The sequence below is a fragment of the Acidovorax sp. ST3 genome, assembly GCF_003231145.1.
GTDB lineage: Bacteria > Pseudomonadota > Gammaproteobacteria > Burkholderiales > Burkholderiaceae_C > Acidovorax.
Window position 1 is genome coordinate 63755 of sequence record NZ_QKVP01000006.1, and the last position, 11896, is coordinate 75650.

Here is an 11896-nt window from a genome sequence, read left to right on the forward strand (position 1 = left end):
GGAGGTCCCGAAGGGGACCTTGAGGGCACTTTTCACCACTTAATTGCACTTTTTTGCACTGTAGCAGGAAAAGCACACCGAACAAGGGGGGTGTCCCACAAACTTTTCAATGAAATCAACGACTTAGATGCGTTTTTTCAGCTACCAAAACGCCAAAAGTCGTTGAAAAAGAAGTACTTAGAGAGGCCTATGAAAGTGACCTCTCAAGGCTTGACCGAGTGGTCACAGGATGTAGCGCGACAGGTCCTCGTCCTGGCTCAGGGTCTGCAGGCGCGCATCGACGTAGGCGGCGTCGATGGTGATGGTCTGGCCGGACAGGCGCGTGGCGTCAAAACTCACCTCGTCCAGCAGGCGCTCCATCACCGTGGAAAGGCGGCGCGCACCGATGTTCTCGGTGCGCTCGTTCACCTCAAAGGCGATGTGCGCCAGGCGTGTGATGCCCTCGGGGGCAAACTCCAGCGTGACGCCTTCCGTGGCCAGCAAGGCCTGGTACTGCTTGACCAGCGACGCATGGGTCTGCGTGAGGATGGCCTCGAAGTCCTTGACCGACAGCGACTCCAGCTCCACCCGGATCGGAAAACGCCCCTGCAGCTCCGGAATCAGGTCGCTGGGCTTGGACAGGTGGAAAGCGCCCGACGCGATGAACAGGATGTGGTCCGTCTTGATCATGCCGTACTTGGTGGACACCGTGGTGCCCTCCACCAGCGGCAGCAGGTCGCGCTGCACGCCCTGGCGCGACACGTCCGCACCACTGCTTTCCTGCCGCGCGGCCACCTTGTCGATCTCGTCGATGAAGACGATGCCGTTTTGCTCGGCGTTCTGCACGGCGCGGGTCTTGATCTCCTCTTCGTTGACCAGCTTGGCCGCCTCTTCGTCGGTGATCAGCTTCAAGGCTTCCGCGATCTTGAGCTTGCGGGTCTTGCGCTTATCCTGCCCCAGCTGGCTGAACATGCCGCGCAGTTGCTCCGTCATTTCCTCCATGCCCTGGGGGCCCATGATTTCGAGCTGGGGGCGGCCTTCGGCCACGTCGATCTCGACCTCCTTGTCGTCCAGACTGCCTTCGCGCAGCTTTTTGCGAAAGACCTGGCGGGCGGTGTTGTCAGCGGCGGGCTCGCTGCCTGCTGCAGCACGGGCCGGAGGGATCAGCACGTCGAGAATGCGCTCCTCGGCCGCATCTTCGGCGCGGGTGCGCACCTTCTTCATCTCGGCCTCGCGCGTCTGCTTGACGGCCATCTCGGCCAGGTCGCGGATGATCGAATCCACATCCTTGCCGACATAGCCCACCTCGGTGAACTTGGTGGCCTCGACCTTGATGAAGGGCGCATCGGCCAGCTTGGCCAGGCGGCGCGCGATCTCGGTCTTGCCCACACCAGTGGGGCCAATCATGAGGATGTTCTTGGGCGTGATCTCCTGGCGCAGGCTGCCTTCCACCTGCTGGCGGCGCCAGCGGTTGCGCAGGGCGATGGCCACGGCGCGCTTAGCGCTGGCCTGGCCCACGATGTGGTTGTCCAGCTCGGAGACGATTTCCTGGGGGGTCATGGACGACATACAGGTCTTCCTGGTATCAAATGGGGCGGTAGCGCTAGTGGATCATGCGCTAGCAGCTATAAAAAACAGAGCAATTGCCCATCAGAGGCTGACCGTGCGGCCAGCCTGGGGCCGGTTCCACCGCCGTACGCTCAGAGCGTCTCGATGGTGTGGTTCATGTTGGTGTAGATGCAGAGTTCGCCCGCGATTTCGAGCGACTTCTTCACGATCTCTTCGGCGGACAACTCGGTGTTCACCAGCAGCGCCTTGGCCGCCGAGTGCGCATAGGCGCCCCCGGAGCCGATCGCCACGATGCCTTGCTCGGGCTCCAGCACGTCCCCATTGCCGGTGATGATGAGCGACGCGCTGGCATCGGCCACGGCCAGCATGGCTTCGAGGCGGCGCAGAACGCGGTCGGTGCGCCAGTCCTTGGTGAGTTCGATGGCCGCGCGCGTTAGGTGGCCCTGGTGCTTTTCCAGCTTGGCCTCGAAGCGCTCGAACAGCGTGAAAGCATCGGCCGTGGCCCCGGCAAAGCCCGCCAGCACCTTGCCGTGATAGAGCTTGCGCACCTTGCGCGCCGTGCCCTTGACCACAATGTTGCCCAGCGTGACCTGCCCGTCGCCGCCGATGGCGACCTGAATGCCGGAGGGCGTCTGGCGACGCACGCTAAGAATGGTGGTGCCGTGGAACACCGGATGGTTGTCTTGTGATGAATCCATAGCTGCGGCAGATGGGGGCGGCAGCCCATTTTGCAAGGCAGCCATCCGACGCGAATACCTGTGGAGCACGCCACTCGCGCCCACGACAGAAGCCGACTTCACCGACAACCCTAGAAAACAAGAAACAGAGAGGCGCGCCAGCCGACCGCCGCACTGCCAAGTCAGCTCAGTTCTTGCGGGGAACCACCCAGGCGTGCTCGTTGATGCCGATCACGTTGAAGAAGATCGCCACCAGCCGCTGCAGGTTGTGGAACTGGATCACATGGCCATGGCCTTGTTGCTCGGCGGCCCAGTTGAGCACCGAGCCTGCGGCCGCAAAGTCCACCCGGATCAGCTTGTCGCAGGCAATGGTCAGCGGCACACCGGGCTTGAAGTGCGCCTCGAACGGCTGCAACAGGGGCGTGGCATCGCCATCGATGTGGCCCTTCAGCTCTGCCACCGGGCCCGCATCCAGCGGGGCCGGTGCCGACAGCTCGCCCAGGTCGGAGGCCATGAAGTCGCTGTCCGCCGCCAGCGGGGCGGAACCAGACGAAACCCCTTCGTTGTCCGAGTATCCGCAGCGCGGCGACACCCAGGACGGCGGCGAGACCTCATAGGTCACGCAGTAGTCCAGGGCCACCAGTTCAAATTCGTCGGGCTTGCCCATGAGGCGCATGGCGGCCATGCGCAGGCGCCACCACTCAGGGCTGTTGGAGCGGTCGCCCGACTGGGTCTTGGCATCCAGCAAGGCATGGAGCTTTTCCACACCCGAAAACACGATCTGCCCATCACGGTCAGCCCACTGGCTGAACTGGTCGGCCAGCAGGGGCACCGCAGCCTCGTCGATGGAAGTGAGGCGCGACCAGGACAAGGTCCAGGGCGATGCGGCACGCACCAGGGAGGCCTGCAGGGCCGCCACCGAAGAGACAGCGACGGTGGGTGGTGCGTTCCAGCTGAAATCGCGGCGCATGGCGACGGCGGGCTCGGCAGCCGGTGCGGCCTCTGCGGCCAGACCCAGCTGCGCCGGAATGGAGAACCACAGCGGCGCAGAACGGCCGTACTGCGCGGCAAAGTCGATGGCCAGGGTATCAAAACGGTCGTGCTGCCCGGTGGCCCGGTACAGGTCAAACAGCGTCATCCAGATTTCCAGCTGCTGCGCTGGATCGTCCTGCTGGTGCTGGGCCAGCACCTCCAGCAGACCAGACTCGGCCCCTGCATGGTCACCATTGGCAAACCGGATGGCGGCTTCTTCAAGATCGGGTTCGTGCACGAATTCCTCCGGTTCGAATGCGGGCGCGGGCGCAGCCGTGGGAGCCGCAGGGCTGAAGGATGCTTCGACGTGTGGGGTGCTGCCCGGCAGCATGGTGGCGTCCGTGCCACCAAAACGGCCAATGGCCATGCTGTCATCGGCAAACAGGGGCTGGACGGCAGGCTTGGTGTCCAAGGGGGCAGACAGGCTTCCGGGCACCGTGGGCGCATAGGCACGGGCCTGCTCCTCCGAAGAGGCCTCCGTGCTGGAGTCCGGCATCACCCCAGGCTGGGTGGGGGCGTCGGCGCCCTGCTTGCTCTTCCACCACTGCTGGGACATCTGCGCTTCAATCTCGTCGATCTTCTTGAGCGTGACGGCCCGCTCGTCGGGCGATGCCATGCTGCTCTGGAAGAACGAGGGCCGCCCAGCAGCGTCTTCCACCCGCTGGCCGTGCAAGACCTCGCGCTGGCGCAACTTGCGCAGCTGATCGAATTCGCGGCGCCGCACAAAGTCGTTGCGGCGCTTGCGCTCGATCATCTCCTTGAGCATCTGCTTGCTGTACTGGCTCTCCCGGTCGTCCTGAAGGGAATCCAGCTCTGTCCAGTTGACGGTCGGATTCTTCACGAACCGCACCACCTTCGATAGCAGGCCGCCGGGGGTGGATTCTTCCTTGCTCATTGCTCAGGGTGCAGAGTGCGCGCGTTGATTGACAGGCCGCTGCCTGCTCAATCCCCAAACATCTTCTGCTTGAGTTCGCGGCGTTGCTGCGCTTCGAGCGACAGCGTGGCAGTGGGGCGAGCGATCAGGCGGCCGACACCGATGGGTTCACCGGTTTCGTCGCAGTAGCCGTAGTCACCGGCATCAATGCGGGCGATGGATTGCTCGATTTTCTTGAGCAGCTTGCGCTCGCGGTCGCGGGTGCGCAGTTCCAGTGCGTGCTCTTCTTCGATGGTGGCGCGGTCGGCCGGGTCGGGCACCACCACGGTGTCTTCACGCAGGTGCTCGGTGGTTTCGCCGGCGCTGTTGTGGATGTCCTGCTTGAGCTGAACGAGCTTGAGGCGGAAGAACGCCATCTGTTTCTCGTTCATGTACTCGCTGTCGGGCATGGCCATGACTTCAGCGTCGGTCAGCTCGGCGACGGACTTGGTCTTCCAGTTGTTCGCCAGCTTGGGGTCTTTTTTGGCAGCCGTGAAAGTAGGCTGCGCTTGCGCGGTCGTGGGCATGGTGTGTTGATAACTGGCTTTGGCGGCCGTTGAGGCCACCGTCTGTGCCATGGATGGTACGGTCAATTGGGCCAATCGGGAAGAAGGCCGGGTTGTGCGCACGGGTACCTGCGAGCCCGCCTGCAGCGCAGGCGCCGCAGCGGCTACCGCCACGGCGGGGGGCGCGGCCACCTTGGGTGCCGCAGCAGCCTTGGCAGCGGCCTTCGCAGCCACCTTGGGTGCTGCTGGGGCGGCGGCGCTTTTCGCCGCGGCAGGGGTTGCCTTGGTGGCCCCCTTGGATTTGCTGGTGTCGGCTTTCACTTCCTGGTCTCCTCGCAGTACGGGCGGGCCCTTGGCCGCTCTCACGGCCCGGGACTGGTGGCAAGCCTTGGGTGGTTTTACCGGGGCGCGATTGTATCGACCTGGGCTGACGCAAACGGAAACGTTGCGGATACAACACAAATCGGGCGCCATCGCCCCCTCAAACCCCGTGCGCAGGTCAGACCAGGCTTTGCTCCAGCCCCTGCAAGAAGATGTCCTTGGGCAGGTCAATGCCAATGAAAACCATCTTGCTGGTGCGCAGCTCGCCCTCGGCCCACTGGGGGCCCAGGTCGCTGCCCATGAGCTGATGCACGCCCTGGAAGATCACCTTGCGCTCCGTGCCTTTCATATTCAGCACCCCTTTGTAGCGCAGCATGCGCGGGCCGTAAATGTTGACGATGGCGCCGAGGAAGTCTTCGAGCTTGGCCGGATCGAACGGGCGGTCCGAGCGGTACACAAAACTCTTCACATCATCGTCGTGGTGATGGTGGTGCCCGTGCTCATGGCCATGCTGGTGCGACGGGTGGTTGCAGTGCTCGCCATGCTCATGGTCGTGGTGGTCATGGCTGTGCTCCTCTTCCTTGAGAAAGTCCGGGTCGATGTCCAGCTTGGCATTGAGGTTGAAGCCGCGCAGGTCCAGCACCTCCTTGAGCGGCACTTCGCCAAAATGCACGGCCTTGATGGGCGCTCGGGGGTTCATGTGCTTGAGGCGGTGGATCAGCGCATCGGTTTCGTCCTGGGACACCAGGTCGGTCTTGGACAGGAAGATCTGGTCCGCAAATCCCACCTGGCGGCGCGCTTCCTGGCGGTCGTTGAGCTGCTGGGGCGCGTGCTTAGCGTCCACCAGGGTGATGATCGAGTCGATGAGGTAAGTCTCGGCGATCTCTTCGTCCATGAAGAAGGTCTGCGCCACGGGGCCCGGGTCGGCCACGCCGGTGGTCTCGATCACGATGCGGTCAAAGTCGAGCAGGTTCTTGCGCTTCTTGGCGGCCAGCAGTTGCAGCGTCTCGCGCAGGTCTTCGCGGATGGTGCAGCAGATGCAGCCATTGCTCATCTGCACGATCTGCTCCTTGGACTCGGTCACCAGGATGTCGTTGTCGATGTTTTCTTCGCCGAATTCGTTCTCGATCACGGCGATCTTCTGGCCATGGGCTTCGCTCAAGAGGCGCTTGAGCAACGTCGTTTTGCCCGAGCCCAGGAAGCCGGTGAGGATGGTGACGGGGATCAGTGCCATAAATCTGTCTTTCTAGGGATCAACTACTTGCGCGGCGGCGTGGCCGCCGCATATCTCAGTGCCCCGTGGGGCCAATTTTTCAGTGTACCGAGGCTGTCAACCCCTTGCCGGGAGCCGCCTCGTTCACCCTTTTCGCATCACGACCAGGCCCTTGAGGTACTCCCCTTCCGGAAACTCCAGCGTCATCGGGTGGTCGGGCGCGCCGCCCAGGCGCTCCAGGATGAAGCCGTCCACGCCCGCATCCGCTCCGGCCGACGCCACGATCTTGTGGAACAGGTCGGCGCTGATGCCGCCTGAGCACGAGAAGGTGAACAACACGCCACCGGGCGACAGCAACTGCAGCGCCAGCCGGTTGATGTCCTTGTAGGCGCGTGCGGCGCGCTCGGCGTGCGCCGCAGTGGGCGCAAACTTCGGCGGGTCCAGGATGATGGCGTCGAAGCGTTGGCCTTCCTTGAGGAACTGGCGCAGCGAGGCGTTCACGTCGGCATCGAGGAAGGTGGCGCGGTTCGGATCGAACCCATTGAGTGCCACGTGGGCGCGGGCGCGCTCCAGGGCCGGGCCTGAAGAATCGATGGAAGTCACGTGCCCATCGGCCACGTTGCCTGCCGCACGCATGCCCGCCAGCGCCGCCACGCTGAAACCGCCGGTGTAGCAAAAGCAGTTGAGCACATGCTTGAAGCCCAGGCGCTGGGTGTAGTCGGCAAACCGCTTGCGGCTGTCGCGCTGGTCCAGATAAAAGCCCGTCTTGTGGCCCTCGGCAATGTTGAGGGTCAGGCGCCACTGGTGCTCGCGGATCGTCAGCTCCAGCGGCGGCCCCTCGCCATCGCCCGCAGCGCCCGTCGGCCCGCCACGCAGCCAGCCGGTGGCGGGCTCCAGACCTTCCAGCGAACGCACGCTGGCGTCCGAGCGCTCGTACAGCTTGGTCAGCCCCGTCTCGCGCAGCAACGCATCGGCAATCACGCCCTTCCAGCGCTCGGTGCCTGCGCTGGTGAACTGCGCCACCAGGGTATCGCCATAGCGGTCCACGATGAGCCCCGGCAGACCGTCGGACTCACCATGCACCAGGCGCACGCCATCGCTTTGCACATCAAAACGGGCTCTGGCGATGATGGAACGTGCGCAAGCAGCTATAAAAAATGGAGCATCAATGCGCTGCGCCTCGTCAAAGCTCCACACCCGCGCGCGGATGCGCGAGCTGGGGCTGTAGGCCGCCCAGGCGAGGAACTGGCCTTCGTGCGATTCCACGCGCACGGTCTCGCCGCTGTCGCCGCCGCCCTTGGCGATGGCCGATTCAAAGATCCAGGGATGGCGGCGCAGTAGCGAGCGCTCTTTGCCTGCGCGGAGTCGAAGGGTTTTCATGCCCCGGATTGTGCGGCCTGAAGGCCACGGTAGCGGACCCCACCGACGCAAAACGCGCGCAGAAGCCGGCACTGCGACTGATCACGCCTTGGTCTGACACGCGCCGCACGCCCCTCTTCGCCCGGCAAACACCCGGCCGAGTCACTCTCTCGAAACCGCATATTTGACAAATATGATTTTCAATCGATAAAATTACGGAAATTAGCATTTTTATCAAAACACTCCGATGACTACCTCAGCCACACGCCCCAGCACCACCCGCCTCGCCCCCGCGCCCGGCACGGCCCAGGCCGTGATGACCGACCTGCGCGAATTTCTGGCCTTCAAGATCGGCAACGAGGAATACGGGGTGGACATCCTGCGGGTGCAGGAGATCCGGACGTACGAGAAGCCCACCACCATTGCCAACGCCACGGGCGAGTTGCTGGGCGTGATGAACCTACGCGGCGTGATCGTGCCCATCATCGACCTGCGCCTGAAGCTGGGGCAGACCGCCGTGCAATACGACCACCTGAAGGTGGTAATCGTGCTGCACATCGGCCAGCGCACGGTGGGCGTAGTGGTGGACGGGGTCTCCGATGTACTCACTCTGGAGCGCGAACAGCTGCGCCCCGTGCCCGCCCTGCGCGGCAACGTCAAGCCCGAACACCTGCTGGCCATCGGCTCGGTGGGTCCACGGATGCTGATCCTGCTCGACATCGAGAAATTCCTTGCCCGGCCTGTGGCGGGCGAAGCCCTTGCCGCCACCCACTAAACGGCCACCCCCTCCCCCAAGAACTGGACACACCATGAAATTCAATGACCTGAAGATTTCGACCCGGCTCACGCTGGGCTTTGGCTTGATGGCGCTGCTCATCGGCCTCATGGGCACGCTGTCGGTGGTGCTGGCAAGCCGCGCGGACAAAGCGTTCCACTCCATCATCGATGACCGCTTCCCCAAGGTGCTGCACCTGCATGTGGCCAAGGAAGACGTGACGGGGGTCGAACTGGCCCTCACGCAGATGCTGCTGGATACCAGCCCCGAAAACGTACAACGGCACCAGGCCACCATCAACGCCAAGCGTCAACAGATCACGCAGCTGTTCGAAGCCCTCGCACAGCAGATCACCACGCCCCAAGGCAAAGCCGCACTGGCCGAAACCTTGCGCGCACGCGGTGAGTACGCGGCGCAGTTGTCACGCTACTCTGAACTGCTGACCGCCGGGCGCCTGGACGATGCACGGGCTGTGCTGACAGGGTCCATGGCGGCGCCGCGCAAGGCGTACTTTGATGCCCTCGACGGCCTGATCGAATTCCAGGAGTCGCTGGCGAAAACGGCTCAGGCCGATGCCGTGGCGGCGGTGTCCACGCTGAACGTGTCGGTGCTGGCGCTCACAGGGCTGGCCCTGGTGGCCGGTGCGGCGATTGGTTTTGGCATCGTGCGCTCCACCACGGCTCCCCTGCGCCGCGCAGTGGATGCCGCCCGCGCCGTGGCGGCCGGGGACCTGAGCCTGCCCATCACCTACTGTGGCACCAACGAAACCGCACAACTGCTGCAGGCCCTGCAGGAGATGCAACAGTCACTGGTGCATCTGGTCGGCCAGGTGCGGACCAACAGTGACAGCGTCTCCTACGCGTCGGCCGAAATCGCCCAGGGCAACAACGATCTGTCAGCGCGCACAGAGCAGCAGGCCAGTGCACTGCAGGAAACCGCTGCCTCCATGGAGCAGCTGAACGCCACCGTGCGCCAGAACGCCGAAAACTCCCGCCAGGCCAACCAGCTGGCCCAGGCGGCCACAGCGATTGCCGTGCAAGGGGGCGACGTGGTGGCCGACGTGGTGCGCACCATGAAGGACATCAACGACAGCAGCAACAAGATCTCAGAGATCATTGGCGTCATCGACTCCATCGCGTTCCAGACCAACATCCTGGCGCTGAACGCTGCCGTGGAGGCCGCCCGTGCAGGCGACCAGGGCCGTGGCTTTGCCGTGGTGGCCACCGAGGTGCGCGTGTTGGCGAGCCGCTCGGCCGAGGCGTCCCGCGAGATCAAGGGCCTGATCGGGAACAGCGTGGAGCGCGTGGAAGCCGGATCGGCCCTGGTGGACCGCGCCGGTCAAACGATGAGCGAGGTCGTTGCCTCCATCCGCCGCGTCACCGACATCATGGGCGAGATCAGTGCCGCCAGCACCGAGCAAAGCCAGGGCGTGGACCAGATCAACGAAGCGGTGACGCAGATGGACCACGCCACACAACAAAACGCTGCCCTGGTGGAAGAAATGGCCGCTGCCGCTGCCAGTCTGAACCAGCAGGCGGGCGAACTGGTTCAGACGGTTGCCACCTTCAAGCTGCCCGATGGCCAGGAGCAAGCCCAGGCTTCCGTGCAGGAGCCACGCGCTGTCTTGCAACACCGACCCGTACGCCGCCCCTTGCTCGGCCAGGCCCATCTGCCGATGGCGGCAGCCTGAGCGGCTTAGAGCGGCAGGTCACGCTGTGGATGAACCAGACTACAGCGCCTTGCCAAAGCGCTCCAGGCGCGGCGCCCAGTGGCCCAGCACATCGGCCGACAGCAGCACGCGGTGCGCCTGCCCGATGAGCAGATGGCGCGGCACCAGGCCGATGTAGCGCGAGTCCGCACTGTTGTCCCGGTTATCACCCAGCACCAGGTATTCGCCCTCGGACACCTGCACCGGATCGAAGCTGCTGCGCGCTGTCACGCCCTGCAGCCACTGCACGCGGCGCTCATGCCCCAGCAGGCGCTCCGTCCAGCGCGTGGCGGTGAGCGTGCGGCCCGGCAGCACCGCCTCCTGCACAGAATCGGGCCTCTCGTATTCGGCGGCTTGGCCGTTGATGTAGAGCACCTCGTTGCGCATCTCCACCGTGTCGCCGGGCAAGGCGGCAATGCGTTTGATCAAGCGGGTGCCGTCCAGCGGGGACGAGAAGGTGACCACATCGCCGCGCTGCGGGTCGTCGATGTGCGCCAGGATCACGTCAGTGAGCGGAAGCTTGAGGTCGTAGGCCAGGCGGTTGACCAGTACCACATCCCCCTCCAGCAGCGTAGGCCGCATCGAGCCCGAGGGAATGGGGTTCCAGTCGGCCACGGCAGTGCGAAAGACACCAAAGCACAACAGCAGCACAATGAACCACCGGTTCGATTTAAGGTTCGATTGGATCCAGTTCAACAGCATCACGACAACTCCAGAGCGCCCACGGCGGGCGGCAATTTGATCGGAGGCGCCACGGGGCCACTTGGTTCCGCGCGGCGGGCGGGCGGTTGTTTCGCTTTCGCGGAGGCCCGCGCGGCGGCTCAGGGGGGCTTCTTCCGCGCACGCGGGTGGGCGGCGTCATACACCTTGGCCAGGTGCTGAAAGTCGAGACGCGTGTAGACCTGTGTGGTGGTGATGTTGGCGTGGCCCAGCAGCTCCTGCACCGCGCGCAGGTCGCCGCTGCTTTGCAGCAGATGGCTGGCAAACGAGTGGCGCAGCATGTGCGGGTGCACCGGCGTGGTCAGCCCCGCCTGCTGGCTGCGCTGGCGCAGGCGCAGCCAGATCGACTGGGCGGTGAGGCGTTTGCCGCGCTGGCCTACGAACAGGGCGGTATCGAGCCGTGCAGAGCCTTCGCCACCAAACGGTGTGGCCCGCAGCTGCAACCAGGCCTGCAGCGCGGCCGTAGCGGCGGCGCCCACCGGCACGCTGCGGCGCTTGCTGCCCTTGCCGAACACATGGGCTTCGCCCGCTTGCAGGTCCACCCAGCCACGGCCCTGGCGCTGGCGCTGGGTGTCGGCGTTGGGGATGGCATCGAGCCCCGCCAGTTCGCCCACGCGCAGGCCGCAGCCGTACAGCAGCTCCACCATCGCCGCATCGCGCGCCTCCAGCCAGGGGTCGGCGCCGGTGTTGTCGAATTCGGCCAGCCGCACGGCGTCGTCCACGCCCAGCGCCTTGGGCAAGGGCTTGGGGGCCTTGGGGGCGCGCACGTCCTGCACCGGGTTGTGCGGAATCAGCCCCTGCCGCCCGGCCCAGATGAAGAAGCCGCGCCAGCCCGAGAGGATGAGCGCAATGCCCCGCCCGCTGCGCCCGCCGCTGTGCATCTGTGCCACAAAGCGGCGAATGTGTGCCGTCTGCAACTGCAGCAGCGGCACGTTCACGCCAGCCGCAAACTGCGCCAGCTTTTCAAGGTCCAGGGTGTAGAGCGTGAGCGTGCGGGCGGCCAGCCGCTTTTCGACGCGCACATGCTCCAGATAGCGCAGGACGTGGGGGTCGAGCGTGGTGGGGGCGATGGGCGTTTCAGACATGGTGCCGTCGCCGAGACGCCGCTAGGTTGGCACGGGCTG

At 64.7% G+C, this 11896-nt stretch carries 10 protein-coding genes; 2 read left to right on the forward strand and 8 right to left on the reverse strand.

All coding sequences use genetic code 11. From position 1 onward, the window contains the following. Positions 1 to 222 precede the first annotated feature (222 nt). The 6 genes from hslU to DNK89_RS19095 all read right to left on the reverse strand — a co-directional run bounded on the left by hslU (position 223) and on the right by DNK89_RS19095 (position 7590). Positions 223 to 1548, reverse strand: coding sequence for an ATP-dependent protease ATPase subunit HslU (gene hslU / locus DNK89_RS19070; RefSeq protein ID WP_110961391.1), 1326 nt, complete (start codon positions 1546 to 1548; stop codon positions 223 to 225). Between the two features lie 131 nt (positions 1549 to 1679). After that, complete coding sequence (hslV, locus tag DNK89_RS19075) at positions 1680 to 2246, reverse strand: ATP-dependent protease subunit HslV (RefSeq protein ID WP_056646768.1); 567 nt, start codon at positions 2244 to 2246, stop codon at positions 1680 to 1682. Positions 2247 to 2412: 166 nt separating this feature from the next. Next, the gene (locus tag DNK89_RS19080) at positions 2413 to 4152 is read right to left on the reverse strand and encodes an STAS domain-containing protein (protein ID WP_110961392.1); all 1740 of its coding nucleotides are present in this window, start codon (positions 4150 to 4152) and stop codon (positions 2413 to 2415) included. A 47-nt stretch (positions 4153 to 4199) separates the two neighbouring features. Continuing rightward, positions 4200 to 4997, reverse strand: a complete 798-nt coding sequence (dksA, locus tag DNK89_RS19085; RefSeq protein ID WP_110961393.1) for an RNA polymerase-binding protein DksA — start codon at positions 4995 to 4997, stop codon at positions 4200 to 4202. A 178-nt stretch (positions 4998 to 5175) separates the two neighbouring features. Next, positions 5176 to 6231, reverse strand: a complete 1056-nt coding sequence (locus tag DNK89_RS19090; RefSeq protein WP_110961394.1) for a GTP-binding protein — start codon at positions 6229 to 6231, stop codon at positions 5176 to 5178. 123 nt (positions 6232 to 6354) lie between these two features. After that, positions 6355 to 7590, reverse strand: a complete 1236-nt coding sequence (locus tag DNK89_RS19095) for a class I SAM-dependent rRNA methyltransferase (protein ID WP_015012540.1) — start codon at positions 7588 to 7590, stop codon at positions 6355 to 6357. A 226-nt stretch (positions 7591 to 7816) separates the two neighbouring features. Between DNK89_RS19095 and DNK89_RS19100 the strand changes: the two genes are divergently transcribed. Together DNK89_RS19100 and DNK89_RS19105 are read left to right on the forward strand one after the other, a co-directional pair. Further along, complete coding sequence (locus DNK89_RS19100; RefSeq protein WP_110961395.1) at positions 7817 to 8344, forward strand: chemotaxis protein CheW; 528 nt, start codon at positions 7817 to 7819, stop codon at positions 8342 to 8344. 34 nt (positions 8345 to 8378) lie between these two features. Continuing rightward, entirely contained in the window at positions 8379 to 10034 is a 1656-nt protein-coding gene (locus DNK89_RS19105; protein ID WP_110961396.1) for a methyl-accepting chemotaxis protein, read from the forward strand. 39 nt (positions 10035 to 10073) lie between these two features. Here the strand turns inward: DNK89_RS19105 and lepB are convergent, their stop codons facing one another. After that, complete coding sequence (gene lepB, locus DNK89_RS19110; protein ID WP_110961397.1) at positions 10074 to 10754, reverse strand: signal peptidase I; 681 nt, start codon at positions 10752 to 10754, stop codon at positions 10074 to 10076. Between the two features lie 119 nt (positions 10755 to 10873). Further along, the gene (locus tag DNK89_RS19115; protein ID WP_110961398.1) at positions 10874 to 11857 is read right to left on the reverse strand and encodes a tyrosine recombinase XerC; all 984 of its coding nucleotides are present in this window, start codon (positions 11855 to 11857) and stop codon (positions 10874 to 10876) included. Positions 11858 to 11896 lie beyond the last annotated feature (39 nt).

Excerpts from the sequence above, each read along its gene's own strand:
- hslU (WP_110961391.1), bottom strand. The coding sequence starts at position 1,548 with ATGTCGTCCATGACCCCCCAGGAAATCGTCTCCGAGCTGGACAACCAC.
- hslV (WP_056646768.1), bottom strand. The coding sequence starts at position 2,246 with ATGGATTCATCACAAGACAACCATCCGGTGTTCCACGGCACCACCATT.
- DNK89_RS19080 (WP_110961392.1), bottom strand. The coding sequence starts at position 4,152 with ATGAGCAAGGAAGAATCCACCCCCGGCGGCCTGCTATCGAAGGTGGTG.
- DNK89_RS19090 (WP_110961394.1), bottom strand. The coding sequence starts at position 6,231 with ATGGCACTGATCCCCGTCACCATCCTCACCGGCTTCCTGGGCTCGGGC.
- DNK89_RS19095 (WP_015012540.1), bottom strand. The coding sequence starts at position 7,590 with ATGAAAACCCTTCGACTCCGCGCAGGCAAAGAGCGCTCGCTACTGCGC.
- DNK89_RS19100 (WP_110961395.1), top strand. The coding sequence starts at position 7,817 with ATGACTACCTCAGCCACACGCCCCAGCACCACCCGCCTCGCCCCCGCG.
- DNK89_RS19105 (WP_110961396.1), top strand. The coding sequence starts at position 8,379 with ATGAAATTCAATGACCTGAAGATTTCGACCCGGCTCACGCTGGGCTTT.
- lepB (WP_110961397.1), bottom strand. The coding sequence starts at position 10,754 with ATGCTGTTGAACTGGATCCAATCGAACCTTAAATCGAACCGGTGGTTC.
- DNK89_RS19115 (WP_110961398.1), bottom strand. The coding sequence starts at position 11,857 with ATGTCTGAAACGCCCATCGCCCCCACCACGCTCGACCCCCACGTCCTG.